19 protein-coding genes and 1 pseudogene are annotated in these 26,365 nt (G+C 44.5%); 11 read left to right on the top strand and 9 right to left on the bottom strand.

The annotated features are described in order from the left end of the window. Positions 1-102: 102 nt before the first annotated feature. Positions 103-759, bottom strand: a complete 657-nt coding sequence (locus ACTXGE_RS08820) for an OmpA family protein (RefSeq protein WP_317199171.1) — start codon at positions 757-759, stop codon at positions 103-105. Positions 760-1,082: 323 nt separating this feature from the next. Between ACTXGE_RS08820 and ACTXGE_RS08825 the strand changes: the two genes are divergently transcribed. The 5 genes from ACTXGE_RS08825 (at position 1,083) to minE (ending at position 5,678) form a co-directional block, all read left to right on the top strand. After that, on the top strand, positions 1,083-2,045 hold the full coding sequence (locus ACTXGE_RS08825; RefSeq protein ID WP_317199172.1) for an acyltransferase: 963 nt from the start codon (positions 1,083-1,085) through the stop codon (positions 2,043-2,045). A 68-nt stretch (positions 2,046-2,113) separates the two neighbouring features. Then, a complete protein-coding gene (locus ACTXGE_RS08830) occupies positions 2,114-3,196 on the top strand; it encodes a hypothetical protein (protein ID WP_443543125.1) in 1,083 nt (360 codons plus the stop codon). Positions 3,197-3,409: 213 nt separating this feature from the next. Beyond that, positions 3,410-4,222, top strand: coding sequence for a septum site-determining protein MinC (gene minC / locus ACTXGE_RS08835; RefSeq protein WP_435949618.1), 813 nt, complete (start codon positions 3,410-3,412; stop codon positions 4,220-4,222). Between the two features lie 353 nt (positions 4,223-4,575). Next, on the top strand, positions 4,576-5,391 hold the full coding sequence (minD, locus tag ACTXGE_RS08840; RefSeq protein WP_317199175.1) for a septum site-determining protein MinD: 816 nt from the start codon (positions 4,576-4,578) through the stop codon (positions 5,389-5,391). Next, positions 5,391-5,678, top strand: a complete 288-nt coding sequence (gene minE, locus ACTXGE_RS08845; protein ID WP_317199176.1) for a cell division topological specificity factor MinE — start codon at positions 5,391-5,393, stop codon at positions 5,676-5,678. The genes minD and minE overlap by 1 nt, the downstream gene beginning before the upstream one ends. 62 nt (positions 5,679-5,740) lie before the next feature. On the opposite strand, the gene ACTXGE_RS08850 is transcribed toward minE, so the two are convergent. The 6 genes and pseudogenes from ACTXGE_RS08850 to pilG form a co-directional block, all read right to left on the bottom strand. Next, positions 5,741-6,244 carry a hypothetical protein gene (locus ACTXGE_RS08850; RefSeq protein ID WP_443543128.1) on the bottom strand — a complete coding sequence of 168 codons (504 nt, stop codon included), beginning with the start codon at positions 6,242-6,244 and terminating at the stop codon, positions 5,741-5,743. Between the two features lie 37 nt (positions 6,245-6,281). Next, a complete protein-coding gene (locus tag ACTXGE_RS08855) occupies positions 6,282-13,103 on the bottom strand; it encodes an Hpt domain-containing protein (RefSeq protein ID WP_443543130.1) in 6,822 nt (2,273 codons plus the stop codon). A gap of 273 nt (positions 13,104-13,376) precedes the next feature. Further along, positions 13,377-14,420 (bottom strand): annotated as a pseudogene (locus ACTXGE_RS08860) (methyl-accepting chemotaxis protein); the annotation flags it as partial. A gap of 500 nt (positions 14,421-14,920) precedes the next feature. Further along, positions 14,921-15,451 (bottom strand): chemotaxis protein CheW, encoded by a 531-nt coding sequence (locus tag ACTXGE_RS08865; RefSeq protein ID WP_435949622.1) that lies wholly within the window; start codon positions 15,449-15,451, stop codon positions 14,921-14,923. 3 nt (positions 15,452-15,454) lie between these two features. Beyond that, positions 15,455-15,817 carry a response regulator gene (locus ACTXGE_RS08870; protein ID WP_317199180.1) on the bottom strand — a complete coding sequence of 121 codons (363 nt, stop codon included), beginning with the start codon at positions 15,815-15,817 and terminating at the stop codon, positions 15,455-15,457. A gap of 59 nt (positions 15,818-15,876) precedes the next feature. After that, positions 15,877-16,254: a twitching motility response regulator PilG gene (gene pilG / locus ACTXGE_RS08875; RefSeq protein ID WP_317199181.1), complete on the bottom strand. Its 378-nt coding sequence runs from the start codon at positions 16,252-16,254 to the stop codon at positions 15,877-15,879. Positions 16,255-16,655: 401 nt separating this feature from the next. Here pilG and ACTXGE_RS08880 point away from each other — a divergent pair, with 401 nt between their 5' ends. The 6 genes from ACTXGE_RS08880 to ACTXGE_RS08905 all read left to right on the top strand — a co-directional run bounded on the left by ACTXGE_RS08880 (position 16,656) and on the right by ACTXGE_RS08905 (position 23,455). Further along, positions 16,656-17,933: an efflux RND transporter periplasmic adaptor subunit gene (locus ACTXGE_RS08880; protein ID WP_443543133.1), complete on the top strand. Its 1,278-nt coding sequence runs from the start codon at positions 16,656-16,658 to the stop codon at positions 17,931-17,933. A gap of 154 nt (positions 17,934-18,087) precedes the next feature. Further along, a complete protein-coding gene (locus tag ACTXGE_RS08885) occupies positions 18,088-18,810 on the top strand; it encodes a response regulator transcription factor (RefSeq protein WP_317199183.1) in 723 nt (240 codons plus the stop codon). A gap of 24 nt (positions 18,811-18,834) precedes the next feature. Continuing rightward, entirely contained in the window at positions 18,835-20,709 is a 1,875-nt protein-coding gene (locus ACTXGE_RS08890) for an ATP-binding protein (protein WP_443543135.1), read from the top strand. A 249-nt stretch (positions 20,710-20,958) separates the two neighbouring features. After that, positions 20,959-21,729, top strand: a complete 771-nt coding sequence (locus tag ACTXGE_RS08895) for a methionine ABC transporter ATP-binding protein (protein ID WP_317199185.1) — start codon at positions 20,959-20,961, stop codon at positions 21,727-21,729. Between the two features lie 36 nt (positions 21,730-21,765). Next, the gene (locus tag ACTXGE_RS08900) at positions 21,766-22,452 is read left to right on the top strand and encodes a methionine ABC transporter permease (protein WP_443543137.1); all 687 of its coding nucleotides are present in this window, start codon (positions 21,766-21,768) and stop codon (positions 22,450-22,452) included. A gap of 49 nt (positions 22,453-22,501) precedes the next feature. Beyond that, positions 22,502-23,455: a MetQ/NlpA family ABC transporter substrate-binding protein gene (locus ACTXGE_RS08905; RefSeq protein WP_443543139.1), complete on the top strand. Its 954-nt coding sequence runs from the start codon at positions 22,502-22,504 to the stop codon at positions 23,453-23,455. A gap of 230 nt (positions 23,456-23,685) precedes the next feature. Here ACTXGE_RS08905 and ACTXGE_RS08910 read toward each other — a convergent pair whose 3' ends face one another. Both ACTXGE_RS08910 and ACTXGE_RS08915 read right to left on the bottom strand, forming a co-directional pair. Further along, complete coding sequence (locus ACTXGE_RS08910; RefSeq protein ID WP_443543141.1) at positions 23,686-24,942, bottom strand: amidohydrolase family protein; 1,257 nt, start codon at positions 24,940-24,942, stop codon at positions 23,686-23,688. A gap of 97 nt (positions 24,943-25,039) precedes the next feature. Next, on the bottom strand, positions 25,040-26,269 hold the full coding sequence (locus ACTXGE_RS08915) for an MFS transporter (RefSeq protein ID WP_443543143.1): 1,230 nt from the start codon (positions 26,267-26,269) through the stop codon (positions 25,040-25,042). Positions 26,270-26,365: the final 96 nt, after the last annotated feature.

The raw sequence follows: 26,365 nt of genomic DNA on the forward strand, positions 1-26,365 counted from the left end.
CTAGATCGTAACGCATAAAATAACCCCCATAAGTGGTGTCCAACTTATGGGGGTCAGTTCATTGAGCTGGCTTTTTTTAGCTTAAACTATAGATATTAAATCTTAGTTAATGCTTTGTGGTGAGTTGATGGTTAGCTCAACACGGCGGTTTTGCTGACGACCATAGTCAGTGTTGTTGTCAGCGATAGGACGTGACTCGCCATAAGCGACAACGTTTACACGGTTAGATGCTACGCCGCGAGCAGTCAAGTAGTTCGCTACTGAGTAAGCACGATCTCTTGATAGACGCGTGTTGTAAGACGCATCACCACGGCTATCAGTATGACCTGCAATAGTCACAGTAGTCTGGTTATACTGACTCATCGTTGACGCTAGTTTGTCAAGAGTAGGTCTAAACGAAGGGGCTAAGCTGGCATCATCAAAAGCAAAAGTGATGTTACCTGGCATAACCAAATCAATATTACCTGTCGTTGGGTTTTGCTCAACCGTTACGCCTGTACCTGCCATTTGCTGCTCTAACTGGCGCGCTTGACGCTCCATGTAGTAGCCCACGCCTGCACCCAAAGCGGCACCAATAGCGGCATCACGACCTGTTTTGTCGCCACCAGTTGCTTTTGAGATTGTGGCACCACCAGCTGCACCAACCAAACCACCCAAAGCGGCTTTGTTTAAACGCTGTTGTCCTGTGTTAGGATCAGTAGTACAACCACTAAGGGCTAGGCCAGATGCTACGGCGACAATCATTAATTGGTTACGCATAATAATTTCCTCTATTCAATCAAATGGAGTTTTCAATAAATTTGTTTTCTTGGCAAGAATAATTGCCTTTGTCTTATTGGGTGCTATTCACACTTGATATTATTATGGCAATCGCAACCTATCTATGTGTAATATTTTGTCACCTCTATGTATGCAAAATGCAGAACTATACGTCATAATCATCTTAATTTTGAGCTTAAGCTTAGAGTCATTCACAACTATTTTGGGTCATAAGCTTTTATTTATCTGCTAAAATATTTTGTTATAGCGCCTATAATAGCGATTGCAACAACAATTAAAATAGCGATTACAAGGACATAATCATGCAACTGTCATCACTGATACAAAAGGTGCATAAGCGTACGCCTAAACTTGGTAAGGTTGTTTCTCTCGCCACAGCGACGGGTGTCATTACGGCTAACAGTATAGCAGCAGGTCCTCCAGTGTGGATCATGGGCGCTGCCAAAACCATTACAGGCTCAGCTATTGCAGATGATACCGTCATCAAAGTCACCAACTACTGGATCAATAGTAATAATGCGCTAATTGATAATATTCTGCCGCGTAAAGACTGGCGTATTAACTTGCCTGATGACGTCAATACTCAAGGCAAATATCTGCTCGTCAGCAATCATCAATCTTGGGTCGATACGAGCATCGTTCAGTACATCAGTGAAAAGCGCTTACCGCTCACCCGATTTTTTACTAAGTTTGAGCTGATATATATCCCTGTAATCGGTCAGGCTTTTTACTTTTTAGACTTTCCGATGATGCGTCGTCACTCAAAGGAGCAGATCGCAAAAAACCCAGCACTAAAAGGTAAAGATATTATTGAGGCCAAACGCGCCTGCGCTCTACTAAAAGACAAACCCTTTACTTTGCTCAATTATTTGGAGGGAACGCGCTTTACCTCTGCTAAACATAAAAGCCAAAACTCTCCTTACACTCATCTGCTAAAGCCAAGAGCTGGCGGCTTAGCACTAGCTATTAGTGCTCTGGGTGATGAGATCGACAGTATTTTGGATATGACTATCGTCTATCCTGACGGCATACCGACCTATAGTGATTTGTGGAAAGGGAATATTAAACGTTTAGGCGTTGATGTGCGCCATATTCATATACCAGATGGTCTAGCCACTGCAATCAAAGACGGTCGTTACGAGACGGATGAGGCTATCAAAGTGCAAATGTTTGATTGGGTTGAGCAGATATGGCAACAAAAGGATCAGCTTATCAGCGAGATGTTAGCTGAATTTGAAAATACGCCTGACAAAAGCACTCTATAGTTTTTAAGATAATTGCTTAAGCCTTTTGGACTATCCTAAGCGCTTTTTACTTGATATAAGGTATAACTGTGCCCGCCTCTAGTACTCATTTACCCAAACGCTCAAAACCGCTCCCCAAGCAGGACGGATCCCTTCCTCCTGAGCCGCCAACACGTCCTGCGCCTAGTCGTTTAAAGCTGACTTATGACATTTTAATGCTTATTGCTATTGGTATTGATTTGTTCTTAATCAGTATTGATGCGATATTGATGAGTAACTTTAGCGCCAATGTTGCTAATTGGCTGATGCTTAGCGAGGCGCTTTCTTGGTATCAAAACGTACTACATGATCCGCTGCGTACAGCAGGTGGATTTTTTACGCTGTTTTTAATTTTTGAATTAACCGTGCGCTGGACTATTGCGATCAAAGATCGTGTTTATTACCGCTGGTTTTTTTTCCCCTTTGTACATTGGTATGAAGTATTGGGCTGTTTTCCGCAGCTGCGTGCGCTGCGCTTGTTCCGAGCAGTCGTGATCGGTCGGCGCCTGCATCAGCTTGGCTATCAAGTACTACCGCAGCCTTGGCTTAGACGTATCAAGTTCTATATTGATTTAGTACTCGAGGAGTTATCAGATCGAGTCATCTTGACCGCAATTGACAATTATCGTCAACAGCTCACTGATCCAAAAACGCAAAAATCTATGATAGATTCGACTATCAGCCGTAACCGCGTAGAGATTGAAGCGGTCATCTTATCGCTACTGCGCCGCGAGCTGGTGCCACAGTTACAAAAGCTAAAACGCGGCTCTGAGGGCGGTGAGCTGATCGCTCATGAAGTCGGTGATGCCATTCAAAGTGGGCTTGCCAATACGCCAGAGCTCAGGCGTTATCTTAGGCTGATACCTATCGCCGGTAGCCTGATTGAATCGCAGCTACAACATATCGGACAGAGTATCGGTGAAAATGTCGTCTATGCACTTAATGCGCGCCTGCTAGATGATCAGCGTATCGATGATATGATGGCAACTATCGCCCATAGCGTCGCTCATATCGATGCCAATGATACTGCGCTAGATGTTTTGGTCGCAAGTATAATCAATGACAGTCTATCGGCGCTTGAGGCACAAGTAAAAGTTCAGCAATGGAAGCACAAAGATATGTTAAACCTGTAATGGGGTCAAAGGCGTGCCAAATAGTAAACACGCCCTATGAATATCAAAAGATAAACGGTAAACTTATGAGCAGATTTGGACACCTTAGATGATAAGTGGCCTGTCCTTTTATCTAAAGTGGCACACTCTTTTATCTAAATAGTTATACTGCAGTATTTGTAGAGTGATTCTAAGTAGCTGCATGGTAATGGCAGTATTTTGAGGATAAGTATTATGACAATCTCGGACATCGGCAATCCTTTAGCCACCGATAGCGACAGCCCTGCTATGGCCTTTTTTGGCAAAATGCTCACCTTTTCACGCGTTCAGCTCAATACCAATGATCTAAGCGCTATTGATGCTCAGCTATCTGCGACGATTGATAATAAAAACACCAATACGCCTGTGATTATCGATAGTGACATCGAACAAGATTTGCCCGCGCTCGTAGATATGCTCTGGTCTTGGGGATTGCAGCCAATCGGGGTAGTAAAAGGCGTTCTTGAGACTCAAGCACGCGCGCAAAAGATGGCTATATTCCCAGCAGATGGCAAGCGTATCGAGCGCATTATACCGAGTAAAAAGGCGGCATCTCAGGTCAGCGAAACAGCTGTAGAGCCTAAAGAAGCTGTGAATGAGGGGACGGATAAAAGTAGTCAAACCACGTTATCTACCGATGCGCCCCAAACCTTGGTAAGTGACGCGCACATTGCTAGTCTTATCTATGATCAAGTACTGCGCTCAGGTCAGAGTCTCAATCACGTCGGCGGCGATCTTATCTTAACCAATAGTGTCAATAGCGGCGCTGAAGCGATTACTGATAATAACTTACATGTCTACGCGCGTGCCCAAGGTCGCTTAGTCGCTGGTGCTACGGGTGATCAAGACGCGCGTATATTTTGTCAGGTCTTTAACCCCTCTCTAGTGTCAGTCGCAGGGACTTACTGTTTACGTGACAACATACCTGAGCATCTTATAGACAAGCCGGTACAAGTGCGCTTCGTTGAAAACCAGGGGTTAGTATTTACGCTAATGGATACGGTCTAAAAAGCATAACGTTGACTTATAAGCTGCCGATATTAAATTTTTATATTAGACTATATTCTAAAACTTGAGTATTGAGCATGAACCTAGTAGGCTAGCAAAAACCACTTAATAATATAGTAAGTTTATTTAACAAAACTGCGCTACTATATATCTACAACTCAGCCACTATCTATATAGATTAAGAACTGTTTAATGTGAGTCTTATACTTATCTAATATCAAAGGTCGATTGTTGTAGGTCAACTATAAATTTATAGGTAGGTGTGGTAGGCTTGCCCTCGCAAATAGCACATGTAGCACAAATGCGTTATTTTATTTCATAAATATTTTATTGATAGATAGGAGTGTGCCATCGTGGCAAAAATTGTTGTAATCACTTCAGGTAAAGGCGGTGTTGGCAAAACCACCACCAGTGCCTCTTTTGCTGCCGGTTTGGCATTACGCGGTTACAAGACCGTTGTCATCGACTTTGATGTGGGTCTGCGTAACCTAGATCTCATCATGGGCTGTGAAAACCGCATCGTATATGACTTTGTTGATGTGATTAGTGGTAATGCTCGCCTGTCACAAGCGCTCGTCAAAGACAAAAAACTTGAGAACTTATATATCTTGCCTGCCAGTCAAACGCGTGACAAAGACGCTTTGACAGATGAAGGTGTCAGCGAGGTGATGGATGAGCTCTCAAAGCAATTTGATTATATTATTTGCGACTCTCCTGCTGGTATCGAACGCGGCGCGCAGCTAGCGATGTATCATGCTGATGAAGCTATCATCGTGACCAATCCTGAAATCTCCTCAGTACGTGACTCAGATCGCATTATCGGTATCCTACAAAGCCGTACCAAAAAGGTTGAAGAGGGTCATGGATCTATCCGTGAGCATCTGATTATCACGCGCTACAATGCTGAGCGCGCAGCGGCTAATGAGATGATGGACATTGATACCATATCTAACGACATCTTAAAGGTGCCACTGCTCGGCGTCATTCCTGAGAGTCACTCCGTACTAGAAGCGTCCAACCACGGTGAGCCTGTTATCCATTATACCGACTCTGTCGCGGGTCAATGTTATGACGATATCGTAGCTCGGTTCTTAGGTGAAGAGCGTCCCATACGTCATCTTGATGTGAAAAAGAAAAGTCTATTACAGCGCTGGTTTGGAGGTCAATAATGAGTAAGAAAAAAGGATTTTGGAGTAGCCTATTTGGTACTGACGATAGCAATGCTGGCAGCGCGAATATGGCGACTGAACGTCTAAAAGTGATCGTCGCCAGCGAAAATCGGCTAAACAACCGCTTGACGGCTGATCGCATCGAAAAGATGAAACGCGAAATACTTGAGGTAGTCAACAAGTACGTCAATGGCGTGCAGATTGACGATGTCAATATTAATCATCGCTCAGAAGACAGTCTTGATGTACTGGAGATGAATATCAGTTTGCCTGAACACAAAAAATAACGATTTGATAGCCATAAATAGGCCCTAAGTATTACACTTAGGGCTTTTTTATGGCTGCACTTTTAGCTTTCAATCAGATGATGAGCAAGTTTATCTACGTCTGGTATCAGATAAACAATATTGTCTATCATCACTGCTTGATACCAAAAAGCAGACACGTCATCAATGTTGTGCATCGAATTAGATTCATTTTGTTGAATATCAAACATTGAGGTTGCATAATGCTCAGGGAGATCAACATCCTTGACATCAGATATGCGTACTTGCAAGGCGTGAGGCGTATCTACACTTTGTAGAGCAATGCGCTGCTCGCTGGTATTGCCCTCTATTACAATCATTTTGCTCGGCGTCTGAGGGCGCAAGAATAGGTGAAAAACAGGAAGCTGCTGTTGTTGCCAGACATGCGTCCCTATTTGCTCAGTGCTATCTTCTATGTCCAAAATCAGGCTAGTAGGCACTATCCAATCAGGCTGATCAACAGCTGCAATCACAGTCACATCCAACATGCCATTACTGGTCGTCAGTAAGCTGACCGCTTCAAAAGAATGCTTTACAATCTCGCTCATATAGCGCTCTCAATAGTTAAATTATTTGAGGATACATTTATCCTTCGTAAGTGACACTGTTTTTGGTAGCTAATAGGCGCTGTATATTACCAAGCAGCTCATTTTCTTGGAAAGGCTTACCCATATAATCATTCACGCCGATCTCAAGCGCACGCGTGCGATGTTTTTCTCCAGTACGCGAGGTGATCATAATGATTGGAATATGTTGCAAGCGCTTGCTGTGCCTGATTTGAGTTGCAACCTCAAAACCATCCATACGCGGCATCTCGATATCAAGTAAGATTAGATCAGGCAAAGTCTCTTGTAATATCTCAACCGCATCTACGCCGTCTTTAGCAAGGGTGACCGTATACTCTTGACGCTCCAAAAAGCGTGAAGTGACTTTACGAACGGTCACCGAATCATCTACGATTAGGATGTGCGGTTGAACTTGTGTCTGTTTAGATACCTCTTTAGGTAGCACGCGCGTAGGCTCGAGCATCGATACATTACGCATCAAAGCGATGGGGTCTAGTATGAGCATAACAGATCCATCACCCATGATAGTCGCCGCAGACACGCCTTGTATGTGTGATAGTTGACGCCCTAGAGGCTTGACCACAACTTCAATTCTAGACCCTGCTATTTGATCAACTTGTAGCGCGATGTTCTGTCCGCTACTGTTTTTGATAATGATAAGCGGTAAGCTGACATTGGTGCTAACGGTGAGATCATTGAGCGCGTTACCTGATAATATCTCATTGAGATAACGTACCCTATAGTCTGTGTCGTCAATCTGTAGCGTTGCCGCGCCCGACTGATAATAGTCTTGTAGTTTTTCTGGATTGACTCGGACCACACGCTCAATCTGTACCAAAGGAATAGCGTAGTAGCGATCAGCGGCGCGAACTACCAGCGCATCGGATATCGCAACCGTCAGCGGTACGCGAATAGTAAAGCGTGAACCTACTCCAGTCTCTGATGCCACCGATACCGAGCCGCCCAGCTGTCGGATCTCACTAATAACGACATCCATACCCACGCCGCGACCTGATATTTGCGTCACTTTTTGGGTGGTAGTGATGCCGGCATTAAAGATGTACTGCATAATATCGACATCAGTTAGGCTAGTATCACCCTCTTGAATCAAGCCTTGAGAGATTGCCTTTTTGCGTACCGCCTCAACATCAATACCGCTGCCATCATCTGTTAGCATGATGACGATCTCACTACCCTCTCGCACAACTTCTAGTGAGATATTACCCTCACTACTCTTGCCAGCGTTCTCACGTATTTTGGCATCTTCAATACCGTGATCGACAGCATTACGTAGCATATGCTCTAAAGGCGAGGTGATACGCTCGAGGATAGTTCTGTCTATTTCACCTTCTGCGTTTTTGATTGTTAGAGCGACTCTTTTGTTAAGCTGATTGGCAGTTTGACGCACTGTACGCTCAAGACGAGGTTTTAGACGGGTGAACGGCACCATTCTAGAGTTCATCAAGCCATCTTGTAGCTCTGTTTGTGTCCGAGATAGCTGCAGTAGTAGACTTTCGCTATCTCGCGTCTTTTCAAGCAAGGTGCTGTTGATGTCAATCAAATCAGAGGCAGACTCCGTTAAGGACTTAGACAACTGATTTAAGGATGAATATTGGTCCATCTCTAACGGATCAAATCCTTCATGATTAATAAGCTCTTCATCAATCTGTGATAGGATTTGCGCCTCAAGCTCAATCTCCATTCGGCGCAACTGATCGGCGAGACGCTGTACAGTTACTCCCATCTCCTCAATGCTACCGGTCAAGCTACTCATACCCATATCGATACGAGCACGGTTAATCGCTGACTCACCCGACAAGTTAATCATGTGCTCAATGAGGCCACCTGATATTCGGATCATCTCATTGCTATCCGCTCGCTGCTCTTGCTGCGCGAACTGACCACTCATATCAGGCATGACACTGATGTCGTGACCATTAGGAGTTATTTGCTGCTGATTTGAGCTTTGAGCTAAAGCCTCTGATGGTTGATATGCAGGCAGCTCTGTAGACGATGCCTCTTGCAGAGTTGTAGTGGTTAACGTTTGCAGCTTTGTTTGTAATGGTAGCGGTGCTTGAGCTGCCATGATTGCGCGGCGCTGTTCTTGCAAAGATTCTTTTGGTATGGATACTAGCTGCTTTGGATCTTTGATAAATTGCTGTAAGGCGCTGATTAAAGACACGGGGGCTGACGGATTGACTTGTTGCTTGAGTATCGCTATAGCGTCAGCTAACCAATCATGACAGGCGACTAGCAGGGCTTTAATAGTGTCAGTAGCGGGACGACGACCGTCTGCTAGGGACTCATAGACGGTCTCCATTTCATGCGCAAGGTCGGCGATACCACTGGCGTCAACCATACGCGCGCCGCCTTTTAGCGTATGCAAATCACGCTGCAGTACTTGCACATTAGCCACTGTATCAGCATCGCTTATCAGTGCTAATAGATTCTGATTGCGATTGGTAATCTCTTCAGCTTCTTCTAAGAATACATCTAAGATATCGCTATCGGGTAAGCCATTTGGCCAAGAGCTATTAATTAAGTCCTCTAAACTTACACGCTTATCCTCTTGTGATGGATTCTGTACTTCTACTGATACCCCTGTAGTGATCGGTGTCGGTGCAGGTGGTTTCGGTGCAGGTGGTTTCGGTACAGGTAGTATCAGCTCAACTTGTTCTGGCAAGACTTTTGACGTTGCCAGCTGCTTTAGCTGAGTCGTTAAAGAGGCGGCAAAAAAGGACTCATGATAATTGACAGTATGGGTGATCTGTAGCGATAGGACATCTTGCACCCTTTGCATGATATCAACCCACTGTAGTGTTGGCTCTATCTTTGCTTCTATAAAGCCTTCGTAGATACTCTCAATTTCGTGCGTCAGATCTGCAATACTTTTGATCTCAGCCATCTGCGCGCCACCTTTTATGGTGTGCAAGTAGCGCTGCAACTCTTTTAAGGCACTAAAGTCATCAATGTCAATGCGCCACTTAGCAAAGGCTTGCGCAATAGCGCCATCAAGCTGTTGCGCTTCTTCCAAAAATATCTCTAATAGTTCAGCGTCGGTATCGATAGCTTCGCTTTGTGTCTCTATATCACGGCGGCTTTTGACTGATGCCATATCAGTACTTTGAGCTTCAACGCTTTGAGTTTTAACACTTTGAGCCTCAATACTTTCTGCATAAGCGTTTCGTGAATCGTCGCTTTGTACATCAGTGCTTTGTGCCTGGCGATGATCATCGTCCATAGAGCTGTCGGTTGTAGCATGCTCATTTGCAAAGGGTCTATTGATAAGCTTGCTCGTCTCAGCACTGTCATCAAGCAGATTATTCAAGTTCTCTAGAACTTGACCATCGACCTTCAAAGACATGCTAGCAGCTAACGCATCAAACAAATCGACCAATTGGGCATGACCGTCTAGAAGTATGCTTTGATTGTCAGTATCAAAGGCCTGCTCTGGATGAGCGCTCAGATAGGCGTAGGCATTATCTAAAGCGCTAAGCAGCGCGCTGAACTTTGGCGACTCTTGAGTCTTTTGACTTAGGCGCTCAATTTGCGCTCTTTGCTTGGTAATATAGGCTGTAGTCTGCTCTATATCTGCGGCTTTGAGCACTTTAGTGAGCTGCCACTCGGCATCTAATAGAGAGTCAATATCATCTTCTAACAATTGGGCAACGCTCAGCTGATTGTCAGGTGCTATGACCGTATCCTCTTCAAGCATTGCTTGCAAGGAGACTAAATCTTGCTGGCTTTGGGTATTCTCAGGCGTCAAAGCTTGGGGCTTAATGCTCTGCTTATAACTATTTAAATACCCATCAATCAAAGTCACAGATTGGGTTAGCGCTGTAATATGCTGCGCACTCATCGGCGTGTCTTGCTGCTGCAATTGCTCTAGGCTTTTTTCTATCGTGGCACCAACTTCACTAATAGCTGTCAAAGCACTAGATCCTGAGGCAGCTCGCAAGGTATGAAAAGCGCGGACAATATCGTCACTTACGTCAACTTCAGTGGCGTCTTTGTGCAAGATAACAAAATCATTAATATCTTGTAGTAACTCTTCTGCTTCTTCGATAAATATCTTACAAAACTCTTGTTCTTCTTCGCTTTGCGGCGGCATTGCTACTGGCGCTTCTGCCATTACTTCATTAATAGAATAAATAGTTTGTAGCGTACTATCGACGTCTACGTTGTACCCAGTGGTAGAGGTCATCGATTCAGCTTGAGCCAAATCAAAGCTGTCTTTTATCGAAGTGCTATCTCTTATCAAATTATAATCAAACGCATCTCCAAGCTGCTGGCTGTATGCATTGGCGCACGCTATCCACAAAGGCACATCTGCTGGATAATTATGAGTGCCTGCGGCAAAAACATCCATCATGCCAGGATACGCGGTCAGTACGTCGCTAATAAGCGTCTTTATAGGTGCTGACGCCACAACATTGCCATCTAATATACGATTAAGCATATTCTCTATAGACCAAGCAAGCTCAGCGGTATAGTTGGCACCAACCATACGCCCTGAGCCTTTTAGGGTATGAAAGCCGCGGCGGATGTCTTGTAAAAGCGTCAGATTGTCCAAGTTATGCTGCCACTCTTCAAACAAAGGCGAGATCTCAGCTAAGACTTCTTCAGCCTCTTCTATAAAGATATCTTTGATGTCTGGATCAGCATCGTTGGCATCAAGGGGTAATTGCCCAATGTCTGGCATAAAGGGAAGTAGCGCTGCAGGCAAATCTGCAACTGCTAAAACAGGCTGTTGTTTGCTAGGCACGTTTTCTACATCAAAATGGTCATTGATGTCATCACTATTTGAAAGCTCGTTATCGACTTCGATAGCGTTAGTGCTCGTCGCACTAGCGTCCAAATCATCTGTCGTATTGTCTAGTAAGTGACGACTATTAGCCACTATAACGCTGGCATCAAAGCTTGAATCTTGAGGGTCACTAAAATCACTGACCATTTCGGGCAAATGAGCTATCGCCTCAGTCACTAAAGTCACAACTGCCTCTTGCACAGGCTTAGCGTTGTCTAAGCGATCATTGAGTAAGTGCGCAATAGATGCTGTCATCTCACTAATGCTTACAGCATCAACCATACGGCTTAAGCTCGTTAACACAAAAAAGCCGCGATGAATCTCTGTCAAAGCCGTTGGGTCTTGGGGATCTTGTTCCCAAACGGGTAAAAAATCTTGCAGGTCACTGATGACTTCCATTGATTTCTCAATAAAGGCATCGTGCGTGTCTTTATCTACATCAAAACTTTTGGCTTTAAGATTAAGCTTTTGATCATCTTCGTTCTCATCAAATGACATCTGCTTCTCAAGATCTATATCATCGCTGGGCAGATTATCAAAACTGTCTATACCTTCAAAATCAGTGCTCTTAAAATCAATACCTTCAAAATTAATGTCTTCAAAATCAATATCATCCAAACTAATATGATCAGTGTCATCTAAGGCTTGGGCATGAACAGGGCTACTCTCATCATAGGTATTGTCTGTATCATCAAAGTCATCATCGTCTAGATCAAGCGTTGTCCACTCTATTGTATCGGTAGGTGCTGTTGTTTCTGGCGCAGCATTATCTATTTGCTCATCTGCTGCCTGATCATCGTCTAGCGTCCGATAGATATCACTATATAGCTCCTGGAGCTGATGCTCAATCTGCCACTGCTGCGATGCAAATCCTGCTTCTGATGACATACTTTGCTCGGTATCCTGCGCGGTAATGCGAGCTTGGTCTGCGTAAGCGGACTGTCCACTATGCTCAAGCTGCATGCTGATACGATGCATTGAAGACGCCACAGTCTGAGGATTGTCGAGATTAAATATAACGGTTTCAAGCTCAGTTAGGGTATGAGATAAGATGTTAAATGACTCATCCATCAAAGAGTGACTGAGCGTAAGCGTTTGCTCATCGATGTCATTGAGTGCCAACAGCTCAGTATAAATCGTATTTGTCAGTGTCTTAAGCGTATCTTGAGTGTCTTGATAAGTGTCATCATTGTTATGCGCTGGGATTGACTCTATCACTTGCTCTAATGATGCAAGTAGTGAGGCATAATGTTCAGGTAAAGGGATATGATTATGTGCAAGAGCACTGAGCCATAGTGTAGTGAGGTGCCAAAGACGCTCTTGCTCAGCATTAGTAGCAGTTTGCTTTAAATAATGACTAACCTTTTTTAGTATTTTTAGGATGGGCCGATGATTCTCATTGATAGTAAGTAGCTGCTGTACTTGCTGACGCCAAGCGAACAATAATTGCTGATATTGATCTTTGGATAAGGCGTCAATGCTGTCTATATCAGTGACGTCCATAACATTAGTGGCGTCCATAACATTAGTGGCGTCCATAACGTCGATATTGTCAGTAGCAGTGTTATCGATCACAGCGTCACTAATAGCAACTCTATCATTGGTAGTAGAGTCAAGGCCTTGCATGCTCGCAACTGAGATGTCTTGAGTCGTTTGATTAGTAGCGAGTATTCGCGTCAGCTCGGTTACAGTATCGCTCAGCAGTTCGGTGTGATAGCTTCCTGTTTCTAAATACTCCATTAGCTCATGCTGCAATAACTGATGCGACAACATTCCTGTGCGTCTGTCTTTATCAGCCAGTGATGTATGAGCGCTTACTTGTATCAGCAACCTAAGCTTGTCAGCCAGCTCTACCAACACAGGCAAGTCTGCTATCGTCAGCGCATCGATGATCTCTTGGTAATGATCTACGGTCTGCTGAGGATTTGTATTGTCAGAACCTAGTTGCCAGTCCTCAGCAACTTGTGTGAGCTGCTGGTTGAGAGAGGGTAGTAGCCACTCAAGCGTCACCATATCCTTGGGCTTATTTTTCATAAGTTAATCCTGACTCTTTTGGGCACTGATTATTGTCATTTAGTGACTTTACAATAGGTGGAGCGACTGGTTTGCTGGCACAAAATTGAGCGCTTTGGTCTTTTTGGCGGACTACCAAACGCCCAAAGACTGACTGTAAATAAAGTCAATCGCAACATGCTAAATAACGCAGGGTCTCCCCCTTACGCTTTTATCAAAAACTGCACGCTCTCATCAAACACTCTATGCTCTCATCAAACACTTTATGCTCTAATCAAAGGCTCTGTGCTTTAATTAAAAACTGTAGTGAGCGTCGTCTATTTGCTCATCGTCATTTGAGATTTTAAAGCCAGTAACTGACTCTTGTAGTGCTGATGCCATCTCGCTTAGCTCACCGATTGAACGCGCTGTCGCCATCGTACCAGATGAGGTTTGCGAGGTGATGTCTTGAATAACCGTCATAGTTTGCGAGATACTTCCCGCAGATCTTGCTTGCTGCTGCGCTGCATTTGAGATGTTTTCAATAAGATCAGACAAGGTGCTAGATACGTTTTGTACTTCCTCAAGCGCCTCACCAGCATCTTGTGCTAGGCGCGCACCGCGCACCACCTCTGATGTCGTTGATTCCATAGATACAACCGCTTCGCTAGTATCTGTCTGAATTGTCTTAACCAGAGTTTCGATCTGTTTGGTGGCGTTGGCTGAGCGCTCAGCGAGACGCTGAACCTCATCGGCGACGACCGCAAAGCCTCGCCCCGCTTCCCCAGCCATAGAAGCCTGAATAGCGGCGTTCAATGCCAACACATTGGTCTGATCAGCGATGTCGTTAATCAGTCCGACAATATCACCAATCTCTTGTGAGGACTCGCCTAAGCGTTTGATACGCTTTGAGGTCTCTTGAATCTGATCTCGAATGACATTCATACCATCGATAGAGCGCTGTACGACCTCAGCACCATTATAGGCAATAGCAACAGAACGTTTGGCGACGGCAGCTGACTCAGCAGCGTTATTAGATACCTGATCAATAGAGAGCGTCATCTCACTAATCGACGCTGATACGCCTGCGATCTCTTGTGCTTGATCTTCTGAGGCGCGGGCAAGCTCAAAGGCGTTGACCTGCGTTTGCTCTGATGAGCGCGATACCCGATCTGCGGTGCTGTTAATAGCTGTGACGAGCTGACGAAGTTGGTCAATTGCAAAGTTTACAGAGTCTGCAATCGCTCCAGTAAAATCCTCTGATACTGTCGCATTCACAGTCAAGTCACCATCTGCCAAATCACCTAACTCATCAAGCAGGCGCAAAATGGCCATCTGGTTACGATCATTCTCTTCTTGGATTTGACGGGCACGCTCAGATTCCGCGTCGGCTTCTTGACGATTACGCAGTGTCTCTTTTTCGATCAATAAACGCTCAGAGCTGCCTCGCTGTCCAAATATCTGCGACAAAGCATACAAAATACCTAATAGCGCTACCACAAATATCAGCGCAGGTATCACTATTGATTGATTAAAGTTAGTCACGTACTCACTGACCGAAGATAGCGAGCTTATAAGCCAAAATAAACAGGCTACGCTCACCAAGGCCAAAAGCGCAAGTACCCCTTTCCACTTGTTGGCGCTCTCTTTAGGTACCGATACAGATCTATTTGGCCCGATCGCTGGGCTTTTTGTAATATTACTCATCGTGCTCATTCCTTTAAAACAGTCGCAAAAATCTTATCGTGACTGACCTTGTCCCCATCAAGATTATTGCGCTTGATAGCTAAAGGTCTACGTGAGTACTGATGTATCACAATCAGTCGCTATAATCTTATTTATTATTATATGACAGCTTATTATATGGCAGCGTCGCTATAGCGCTTATCTTGCGCTAGCAAGCTTGGCATAAAGATGAACCAATCTTGCTCATCCTTATAAAACTTGCCATGATTGTAAGGCGCAAAAGGCGACTGACTATCAATGGCTTCTGCTCGGTACTGATCTTGACTAAACTGCTCAATACCGAGCACTTGATCGACCAATAGTCCTGAGAACATGGTCTCGTGATCGATCACAAGTACCTTGCGCTGGCTCATTTGCGTGCGCATGCTTGGTATCTGCAAAAATTTGGACATATCAGTCAAAGGCAGCAGGCGCCCACGAATATTAGCAATCCCTAACATCCAAGGCTTAACCAGAGGCATGGTTGTATACTCAGGCATCATCAAAACCTCAGACACCTCGCCCATAGGGGCGATGAGTCGTTGTCCGCCAATATCAAAAACCAGTCCTTGCCAATCAGACTCCTGCCCGCCGCGGCGGCCGCTTTTGCGAGCACGCGCTAAGTCGGCTAGACGTAAAAGCTCAATGAACCCTCTAGATGCCACAAGTTACTCCATCACTCTACGAATAGTATCAAGCAGCTCAGACTCATCAACAGGCTTAGTGATATACTCTTTGGCGCCCTGACGCTTGCCCCATACCCGATCAGTTTCCTGACTTTTGGTACTGATCATCACAATAGGAATGTGCGAGGTTGTCGCGCCGCGCGTTATCTTTCGCGTCGCCTGAAAACCGTTCATCTCAGGCATAACCACATCCATTAAGATGACATCTGGCTGATGATCCGTTGCCATTTGGCAGCCTTGCTCACCATTGATAGCTTCTAGTATCTGAAAGTTGTGCTTGGCCAGCATGTCACGAAATTTTGCCATCTCAGAGGGCGAATCGTCGATGACTAATACAGTAGTCATGGGTATATCCTTTGTTTATCGGTGGTGTACTTTAAAATATTGGCTTGATTGCTCTGCTATCAGCGATACTGGTTAATAGCCTCAAACAACTCATCTTTACTAAAGGGTTTGGTTAAGTACTCATCAGAACCCACAATACGTCCGCGTGCTTTGTCAAACAACCCGTCCTTTGATGACAGCATAATGACAGGCTTGCTGGCGTAATCAGGATTATTCTTAATCAAAGCACAAGTCTGATAACCGTCTAAGCGCGGCATCATAATATCTACAAAAATAATATCTGGATTGTTATCTACGATCTTGGCTAAAGCATCGAACCCGTCGATAGCTGTTACAACCTCACATCCTGCCTTTTGCAGTAGCGTCTCTGCCGTGCGGCGAATAGTCTTTGAATCATCAATGACCATTATTTTTAGCCCGTCAAAATTATTTTCCATATACTCTTATCCTATAAACGACTGTATTCATGTTGCCATTATTTAACGAGCGCTTTGTTATTTGATTATCGTTAAACCACAAGTTAAGTGGTTAAAGCATGATTTGATTTTGTACTCATTATCTTCTTTTGTCGTCTATGCTACTTGATTGTGATAATGAGATAAAGCAAGTCATCACCATTTGTATATATTCAAATATTGCCAAATACTTTTTGTTTGTAATGAAAATGTATCAACGCTTGTTTTAGCATAGTTATTTAGGCTTTTCCAGCTATTTAAAATCTATTGTCCAACGTTAAAAAATTTATCTATCGCTTGCCAACATATATATACGCAAATTATTAGCCTACAACCTACCTTTTTCACTATATAATAAATTTCTGTTTATCAAGGTAGCTGGTATGACTTTTTCTTCACGTTTATTCAAAAAAAGATGCAAGATAAGTGCCACTTATGTATTAAGTGCCTGTTTACTTGTTGCTTGTCAGCCGCCGCCTGCAACTGATGACACAGCTTTAAACTCAAATGAGCAGGCAGCGCCCGTTATCATTGAAGCTGACAGTGTTTTGATGAGTCCAGAGCATATTTTAAATATTAAGTCGTCTCGCTATCAGCCAAGCCTAGGTCTACAAGGCACACTTGAGCCTGCCGAGGAGCAAAAGCTGATTGCGGCAAAGGACTTGATCATAGATAAGATACTGGTTGCAGAGGGCGACTGGGTAGAAAAAGGATCGCCCTTATTTGTCGTGTATCGACAGGCAACCAACACTAATAGCGAAGCAAAAAAGGCGAATACTCTTAGCGATCAAACACTCTCTGATAGTAGTGCTACAAAGGCATTAAAGGATAACGTATCAAAAGGCAATGAACCAGAAGATAATAAATCAGAAGATAAAGCATCTATCGAGCAAGCGACAAGCAATATATCCAATAAAAATAATAAAGAATCAGGCGATATCGCCTCTAACTTGCAGGACACTAAAAGCCAAGCTAAAGCCGTAGATACTAATAACATACCCAAGACAGCTACTTTAACCTCTAACAAAAATAAATCTGCATCTACGCCAGTTACGGTAATCGCCAAAACCTCAGGTTATGTGAGCGCACTCTTCATTGAAGCTGGGCAAACGGTAAAGACAGGCAAGCTACTCTTAGAACTTGGTGAAAAGAGCAATCTGCATTTTGTTGCAACCTTGCCGATTCAGGCCAAGCCTCAGCTCTCTGTCGGGCAGACGGTCAATTTTAGTGCTGAAGCATTAACGGATACTTTTACAGGTCAAGTGAGCAAATTGACTGTTGATAATACGACCAAGCAACTTTTAGTCTATGTCAGCGTTATCGACAACGAGGTCAGCCGCGCGCAGTTATTACCGGGGATGAGTGCTACGGGTCGTGTCAATTACGGTCAAATAGAAGTCGGTACTATCGTGCCCAAAAGTGCGCTTCATGATGTGGACTTGAGCGCCTTACAAAAGCCGCCCTATCAAACCGCTGCGCCATTGAATGCCAATATTTGGATCATCAAGCAAGACCAGCGCCTGACTCGTCAGCCCGTTGAGGTCATTGAATATGATCCAAGTACCGAGCAGTACCTTATCGCAGGTGTGAGTAATGATAGTTTGATATGTTTGGCTGATCTGCCCGTCGAGTCTGCTGGTAAGCTGGTCATCGTTTCTTAATATCTTTGTTATAGATAGGTCTGTTCCATAACTTTATTTGCTGTTACATTGTATAGAAACATTAACAAAGCATGTCTTGTTTAGTAAGGGATGAATTAGGCAAAATAGTTTTGAGAAGCCATAATAAATAACAACGACAATTTGAGGATGGACTATGAGTAAGCAGATTTTATTGATTGAAGACGATCCGGATTTGGCCGAACTGATTAGTGATTATCTCACTATGAACTATTACGATGTGCATCATGCAGGTCTTGGTCAAGAAGGTCTCGATATTTTAGATACCAAAGAGCGCGATATAGATTTGGTAGTGCTAGACTTAATGCTGCCTGATATGGACGGTATGCAAGTCTGCCAAAAGATTCGTGGTAATAAGAATAACATGACTAATAAAGTCCCTATTATTATGCTTACGGCAAAGGGCGATACCACAGATCGAGTGCTTGGACTTGAGATGGGTGCTGATGATTATATCTCTAAACCCTTTGAGCCGCGTGAGCTACTGGCACGTATTCGCTCGGTCATCCGCCGTCATGAGCAGCCCAATCAAGCAGACAGTCAGTCAGACAGCTTGACCTTTGGTCGTCTCAGCGTGTTTCCAGATAGTCATGAAGTTACTATCGATGACAAGCCTGTACGTTTAACCACTCATCAATTCCAGCTATTACATTATTTTGCTACGCATTCGGGCAAAGTGCTCAACCGTGAGCAATTGTGGCAAGCGATGCCCAACGACGACAGCTCAGACAATATCGATCGTGCTATAGATGTGCATATCTCACGCCTGCGCGCATTGATTGAAGACAATCCTCGTCAGCCCAAACGCATTATCACGGTACGCGGCGTGGGTTATCAGTTTGCCACCGATCAGGTATGATAGCTTGATAGTAGAGACTCGTTGATGCAGCAGCTGGGCTTTCGTTCCGTATTTGCCAAACTATTTGCCAGCGTCATGCTGGCATTGACGCTTTTTGCCGTCGCTATGGTACTGCTCACGCAGCTGGTTCATGACAAAGACGCCAGTATCCGCTCCAAAGTACTGGCTACGCAAATACTTGGACAAATAGACCCGTTTTTAAATGAGCTCAATGTCTCGATTAGCAATGACAATCGATTGCAGGCGAGATTTATGCTTGCTGTCGTCAAAAAAAGCTTCGATATCTTTGATGAGTCCTTGCAAGCAAAAATGGGACTATACGATAATGACGGTCGCCTGCTTATGCAGACGGATAATAGTGATCTGCCACTAGAGCTGCCTGCGCCGCCGTCTTTATTGATGCGCGCTTTTCCCTCCTTTGCCGACTCCCCGCCCACCCAACAAGCACAAGTTTATAGCAGTACGGGCTATACGCTACTGTATGAGTCGCGCCTGCCACCCAAAAAGCCTGTGCTCTCTGCCGCATTAAACTTATTTACAGGTACGCTACTGCTGCTCATCATTATGGCAGGGGTACTGTGGTGGATTGCTCGCAATATGACTTGGCGCCTCAATCAGATGAGTCAGCAGATGGCTCAGCTTGGTGATGGCGACTTTAGTGTTCGCGTTAATGCGCGCGGCAATGATGAGATTACCTCCCTTGCTCGTGGATTTAACCAAGCCGCGCAAAAGATTGAGCACCTTATTGATGCTAACAATCTACTACTCGCTCACGCTTCTCATGAGCTGCGTACACCTATCACCCGTATTCGCTTGCAAATTGAGATGATGGATATGCTTGCAAGCGGTATGCCGCCTGATACCAAAGCCAAGTTTGATAAGCGCGCACAAGCAGTGAACCGCGATTTGTCTGGTCTTAATGACTTGGTCGAGAGTATCCTTTTGGTCAGTCGCTTAGATGCAGGTCACGCCGTCCAGCAAATAGAGCGCCTTGATTTATACGACGTGGTCAATCAAGAGCGCCAACACTATCCTGAAGCTACGCTCATCGGCAAGCACATTACTATTGATGGGCAAGCCTCAATGCTCACTCACCTTATCCGTAACCTTTTGACCAACGCGATGCTGCATGGCACGCCGCCTATCACGGTCCTACTCTATGGCGTACAGACGCTTGAGCAAGCGGACACTGTGCCTGACTATCTATTGCAAGGCATTATGAATAGCAGCTTTGCTGATCATAACCTCTCGGATCTGGCTTATTATGATGAACTAAAAAGCGATGAGACAATCGAAGGCAGTGTAGCGGATACCACTCATGCAGATGAACAAACGCTTGATACAAAAAGCGTAGATCTACCTGTGCCTATCATCTACAAAAACGGTGAATCGCTCATTCTTGATGATAAGAAAAACATCGCTCCTGAACCTTCTATCAATGACGATCTTGAAAGTATCACTGATGCACAACTTAGCGCCTCTGACAGACCACCGGCCTCAGCACTTGCATCTTTAATGCCTAAAAAGAGCGAAAACAAAGAAATCGAAAACGGTGAGAACGCAGCTCTACCTCGTAAAGAAGGCTTATTCAAAAAGCACCTCAATAAACCAAAAGCAGATCTTGCCGAACCCGTAGCTAAGTATGCCGTGTTAGCTATTATCGATGAAGGGTCAGGCATTCCTAAAGATAAGCGCAAAGAGATCTTTAGTCCCTTTGTGCGCCTGCAACAAAAGCAAAAAGGCTCAGGTCTGGGGTTATCGCTTGTGGCGCAAATTGTCACCGCCCATCAAGGCTATATCAAAACCGATACTATAAATGGTCATACGCGATTTTTGGTCGTACTACCTGTGCAGCATAATCCAGACTACGACTTTCATGATCATGACAGTCATCTCTAACGCGTTTTTGATTGATATAACGCTCTTTCTCTATTTGGCATAAGCCTAGCTCGCTTTGTCATATCAGCATGACATCAATTGACACACGCCTTTAAGACTTGACCTTGCGTTTTTTATACAACGATAGTGTCTGTACTAGCGACAACACTCGCTATACCCAAGCTCCCTGCTAATATGCTATATTGTCGCCCCTTATAAATACCTATTGTTTTCTTTGCAAAATAAAATCTAGCAGATATCGAGCCTGCCATGAGCGACATGATTGCCCTAAAAGATGTGACCAAAAGCTTTATGAGCGACCGCTCGATCAAAGGCGCAGACGGTAGGGCGCATTGGTTTACTGCGGTTGAGCCGACCTCACTATCTATTCAGCAAGGCGAGATATTCGGCCTTATGGGGTACTCAGGCGCAGGTAAATCAACCTTGCTACGCTTAATTAATATGCTTGAGCGTCCAGATTCAGGTCAGGTTATTATCGATGGTACGGACTTAACGACACTGTCTGCCAGCGATTTGCGCGTAGCGCGGCACAATATTGGCATGATTTTTCAGCAATTTAACTTGATGTCTAATCGTACTGTCTTTGATAATGTCGCGTTCAATTTAACGGTGTCAGGCTACCCTAGCCGCGATATTCATAAACGGGTGATGGAGTGCCTTGCCATTGTTGATTTGACTGATCGCGCCAGTCACTACCCTGCGCAGTTATCAGGCGGTCAAAAGCAGCGCGTCGGTATCGCTCGTGCTATCGCGCCAAGCCCTAAAGTATTGCTCGCCGATGAGCCCACCTCGGCGCTTGATCCTGCGACCACCCGTAGTTTGCTCACCTGCTTGCGCGATATCAATGAACAGTTAGGCGTGACTATCGTTATTGTCACCCATGAGATGAGCGTGATTCGCAGACTTTGCCACCGCGCCGCCTTGCTTCATCAAGGACAACTGCTCGAAGTGGCCGATGTCCGTGACGGTAGCATTCAAGCGGCCACTCTAATTGGTCAGGGTCTGGTTCAAGAAGACTAAATTTAAGCTCAAATAGATAGATAAATAGAGATTGACATGATGACTGGCGCTGAATTATCGACCTCAATTGACAAGCTTTGGGCGCTGCGTTCTGAGATTTGGCAAGCTTCCGTTGATACCTTTGTCATGCTAGGTATCTCAACGACTGCCGCTATCATTATCGGTGGTCTGTTTGGCATTTTCTTGTTTTTGTCTAGCGATAGACAGTTTTTGCAAAACAAGGCGCTATACGGTGTGCTTGGCGGTATTACCAACTTTATGCGCGCTTTTCCGTTTGTCATTTTGATGATTGCGATGAGCCCGTTTACCAAAGCTATTGTCGGTACGGGCATTGGCCCTATAGCGGCCTCATTAGTGCTGGCGATTGCAGGCTCGTTCTACTTTGCCCGCTTAGTCGAGCAAAACTTGCGTGAAGTACCGCGCGGAATTATCGAAGCGACCGAATCTATGGGCGCGCGCCCTTTTACGATCATCAAGGTACTACTTAATGAATCGCGCTCAGGGCTGGTTTTGTCAGTGACGATTCTCTGTATCAGTCTGCTGTCTTATTCGGCAGCAGCAGGTATGATTGGCGGCGGCGGTCTGGGTGATTTAGCCATTCGTTATGGCTATTATCGCTATCAGACTGAGGTCATGGTATTTATCGTCATTATGTTATCGATTATGGTGATATCCATCCAAGCCTTTGGTAACTGGCTTGCGACGCGTTTAGACAAGCGATAAAACAATAGTATAAATGCTGTATTTAATTCATGACTACTAAGGATAAATTATGAAATTTAACGATATTAGCCGTCAATTGGCACTTGGTTTTGGCATCGTTGGCGTATCAGGTTTGGTACTAGTTGGCTGCAACAATTCATCAGCGCCAGAAGCGACTAAAGAAGCGCCTGCTACCTCTGCTAAAGCCAGCAATGACAGTGATACTCAAAAAAGCAAAATCATTATCGGTACAACCGAAGGTGACTTTGCCGATATGGTACGTAATCAAGTTAAAAGCTCGCTAGAAGCGCAAGGCTATGAGGTTGAGCTGATTACTTTTACTGATTATGTTCGTCCAAATTTGGCACTGGCAGATGGTGATTTGGATATCAATATCTTTCAGCACAAACCTTATCTCGATATGTTTAAGGCTGAAAACAATCTTGACCTTGTTGAAGTATTCCAAGTGCCTACCGCGCCACTTGGTATCTATACGGGCAAAAAGACCAGCCTTGATGATGCCTACAAAGGTATGAGCGTTTCAGCACCTAACGATCCAAGTAACTTTGCGCGCGCATTGGTTATGATGAATGATCTAGGCTGGCTGACGTTAAAAGATAATATCGACCCATTAACGGCGTCAAAAACAGACATCGCTGACAACAGCAAGTACGATATCAAAATCGTTGAGTTAGAGGCCGCGCAATTACCACGTGCCCGTGATGAAGTCGACTTTGCCGTTATCAATGGCAACTACGCCACTGACGCGGGTATTGAATTGACGAGTGCTTTGTTCCAAGAGCCAAGCTTTAACTATGTCAATTGGTCAGCGATTAAAACGGCTGATGCTGATAAAAAATGGGTTAAAGATGTGACCAATGCCTATAACTCAGATGAGTTTAAAATGTATGCTAACAAGACATTCCCAGGATACAAATACCCCAAAATCTGGAGCCCTGAAACAGCAACCGTGACTGCCTCTGCTGGTACAGCGACTGCTACAGGTGAAGTGGCGGTTCAGTAGCTTGCTCTAGAATGTAAGTGTTTAAAAATTTTAAAATAAAAATGCCCATGACTTAAAGTCATGGGCATTTTTTATTGCTCAAATTCAGTCCGTGTAAGGTGTGGTTAGCGCAGCGTAACCCACCGCTTATCTATGCTTATATAATTGGTGGGTTACGTTATAGCAAAGTTCTTTGTCAGAACTTAATACCACTAACCACACCCTACTAGACTATCATTATTAGAGAATAACTACATCGTATCTCTAAACAAGTCCAGCTCAATATCATAACTAGGCTCAGGCTTTTTAAACAGGTACTTACCATTGCGAATAGAGGCCAGTACATCCGCGCGCTGGCGCACCGCTTCAAATGGACTTGTCGCATCCAATACTAGGAAGTTTGCTGCTCTGCCAACTTCTATACCGTACTGATCTTCGATATTTAGGGTTTTAGCACCATTAAAGGTAATGAAGTCAAGACAGACGTCAAGCTGCGGTAATGACATGGTTTGTGCCAAATGAATACCATTATCTAAGATATTCATCATGTTACCGTTGCCCGCTGGATACCAAGGATCATTGATAGAATCTTGACCAAAAGAGATGTTGATCCCATTCTCCCAAAATTCCTTCACTCGCGTGAGGCCACGACGCTTGGGATAAGTATCTTGGCGACCTTGCAAATAAGCGTTTTCAGTAGGCAGCGCAATGAAGTTCATCTGCGATTGCTCAAACAGTCCCATCATGCGAAACGCATAAGCATCGTCTGCTGAACCAAATGAACAGGTATGGCTAGCCGCCGTACGCGTACCGATATCTTCAATCATTACCAAAGCATTTAATAATTGCACGTGGCGACTCATTGGATCGTCAGTTTCATCACAATGCACGTCGATAAGCTTGTCATACTTAAGCGCAAGTTCAACCGTCTTACGCACAGAATCTTGCCCGAACTCGTATGCCCATTCAAAATGTGGAATGCCGCCGACGCAGTCCGCGCCCATCTTTAACGCCTCTTCCATCAACTCAACAGCCCCTTTATAGGCGTACATGCCCTCTTGTGGGAAAGCGACAATCTGAATAGTGACGTTGTCTTTTAGCTCTTCGCGCAGCTCCAGCATGGCTTTAAGTCCAGTCAAATCAGGGTCACAGACGTCAATATGGATACGAATGTATTGCACCCCTTTGGACACCTCTTCTTGAATACCTTTAAGCATCCGCGCTTTAGCATCTTCAAAAGTTTGCGTCTTTTTGACATCGTGCCAGCGAGCAATACCTTCGAACAAGGTACCTGTGGCGTTCTTGGCATCATCGCCGCCGCCCGTGTAGACATAATCAAGATGCAGATGCGAGTCTACATAAGGCGGTACGATCAAACGACCTTTGAGATCAATCTCTTCTTCGGCAGCAGGCAAGCCCTTACCAATCTGCTGAATAACACCGTCTTTAACCAAAATCTCAGTAGCATCGCTATTGCGATAGATATTGGCATTGGTAAACTTAATCATGACAAACTCCTATTATTATTAAATAATTATTGATTGAATTGCTGATCGAACATTATTTTATTAAAAGCTACTTCATTGAACGCTACTTCATTGAACGCTACCCGACAGTAGGCGCATCCAATGTTTTCTTAGATATGAAGGTAATGATGATGGCAGGAACGAAACAAAGAATGGATAGATATACAATACCTAAGACGCCTGTCTCTGGCATATGCACCAAAATCAAGCCAGCAAGCCAAGTGGCAATCATAATTGAGAAGTTAAACACACTTGATTGTACGGAAGTCGCGACGGCTTTTGCTTCGGTGACTTGGTGACTGACTGCTGTTTGGAACATCGTTACCAAAGGTCCGAATGCTAGTCCCCATAATAAAAAGGCAAAATGCGAGAAACCATTCATTCCTCTAAAGAAAACGAATAGCAACATAGCTATTACACCACAAGCCAGCATACTGACGATCAAACCGCGCAGATGCGTATCGATAATCTTGGCGGATAGTATGACTGAGATGACAGAACCGATACCGAAGATAAGCAGGGCTAAGCTGATGCCGCCAGTAAAGGCGATAGTTTCTACCAATAAGGTAATGTAAGTGTAGGTACTGTAATGAGCAACGACTGCCAAAAAAGTGAGGGCCAATACTATCCAAACGCCAGGTATTTTTAGCACGGCTATTGGCGAATTGCTTTGCGTCAGCTTTTCACCTTTTACAGATGGTAAAAATTTCATCGCTAGTAGCGCAATGACCCCGCCTAGTACACCGAGTACGATAAAGGAGGTGCGCCAGCCCACTTGCGTCCCGATAAAGGTCATAATCGGCAGACCTAAACTCACACCAAAGGTATTACCTGCCATGATGATAGTGATTGCCTTACCATGCATATTCTCTGGCACAAGCGCGGTACCGTAGGCAGCTATCATCGGCCACATAATACCGGCACAAATACCACCCAGAATACGCATGGCAACAATAAGCGAATAAGATGAAGTGAGCCCGACGACGATATTGGAGACCGCAAAACCTGCCAGTAGCATTAGCAGTAGAATCTTCCTATTCACCCACAGCGTCATACTGATGAGCGGAATAGCAAAAATCGCTGATGCGAGCGCATAGATACCAACCAAAAATCCGACTTGGGTCTGTTCGATACCAAGACCTACCGTCATTTGCGGCAAAATACCAGAAGGCATCAGCTCTGAGAGAATACCGATAAAAGTAACACTGGCCATAAGGCCAAAGATGAACCAAGAAATAGGGTTCTGTCCGACATTATTATTTTTTGATAGCTCGTCTTTTGATTGATTAGCTTTTGAAAGACTAGACACATCTTCTCCTAGTTGACTAAAGGTTTCAAAAGGTCATTGCATGCCCTTCTAATGACATATCCATCCGTAGAAAATTCAAACGTCCGTATAAATATA

The sequence above is a fragment of the Psychrobacter sp. T6-4 genome (assembly GCF_052258425.1).
Taxonomy (GTDB): domain Bacteria; phylum Pseudomonadota; class Gammaproteobacteria; order Pseudomonadales; family Moraxellaceae; genus Psychrobacter.

Excerpts from the sequence above, each read along its gene's own strand:
- ACTXGE_RS08820 (WP_317199171.1), bottom strand. The coding sequence starts at position 759 with ATGCGTAACCAATTAATGATTGTCGCCGTAGCATCTGGCCTAGCCCTT.
- ACTXGE_RS08825 (WP_317199172.1), top strand. The coding sequence starts at position 1,083 with ATGCAACTGTCATCACTGATACAAAAGGTGCATAAGCGTACGCCTAAA.
- minC (WP_435949618.1), top strand. The coding sequence starts at position 3,410 with ATGACAATCTCGGACATCGGCAATCCTTTAGCCACCGATAGCGACAGC.
- minE (WP_317199176.1), top strand. The coding sequence starts at position 5,391 with ATGAGTAAGAAAAAAGGATTTTGGAGTAGCCTATTTGGTACTGACGAT.
- ACTXGE_RS08850 (WP_443543128.1), bottom strand. The coding sequence starts at position 6,244 with ATGAGCGAGATTGTAAAGCATTCTTTTGAAGCGGTCAGCTTACTGACG.
- ACTXGE_RS08855 (WP_443543130.1), bottom strand. The coding sequence starts at position 13,103 with ATGAAAAATAAGCCCAAGGATATGGTGACGCTTGAGTGGCTACTACCC.
- ACTXGE_RS08870 (WP_317199180.1), bottom strand. The coding sequence starts at position 15,817 with ATGACTACTGTATTAGTCATCGACGATTCGCCCTCTGAGATGGCAAAA.
- pilG (WP_317199181.1), bottom strand. The coding sequence starts at position 16,254 with ATGGAAAATAATTTTGACGGGCTAAAAATAATGGTCATTGATGATTCA.
- ACTXGE_RS08880 (WP_443543133.1), top strand. The coding sequence starts at position 16,656 with ATGACTTTTTCTTCACGTTTATTCAAAAAAAGATGCAAGATAAGTGCC.
- ACTXGE_RS08885 (WP_317199183.1), top strand. The coding sequence starts at position 18,088 with ATGAGTAAGCAGATTTTATTGATTGAAGACGATCCGGATTTGGCCGAA.
- ACTXGE_RS08890 (WP_443543135.1), top strand. The coding sequence starts at position 18,835 with ATGCAGCAGCTGGGCTTTCGTTCCGTATTTGCCAAACTATTTGCCAGC.
- ACTXGE_RS08895 (WP_317199185.1), top strand. The coding sequence starts at position 20,959 with ATGAGCGACATGATTGCCCTAAAAGATGTGACCAAAAGCTTTATGAGC.
- ACTXGE_RS08900 (WP_443543137.1), top strand. The coding sequence starts at position 21,766 with ATGATGACTGGCGCTGAATTATCGACCTCAATTGACAAGCTTTGGGCG.
- ACTXGE_RS08905 (WP_443543139.1), top strand. The coding sequence starts at position 22,502 with ATGAAATTTAACGATATTAGCCGTCAATTGGCACTTGGTTTTGGCATC.
- ACTXGE_RS08910 (WP_443543141.1), bottom strand. The coding sequence starts at position 24,942 with ATGATTAAGTTTACCAATGCCAATATCTATCGCAATAGCGATGCTACT.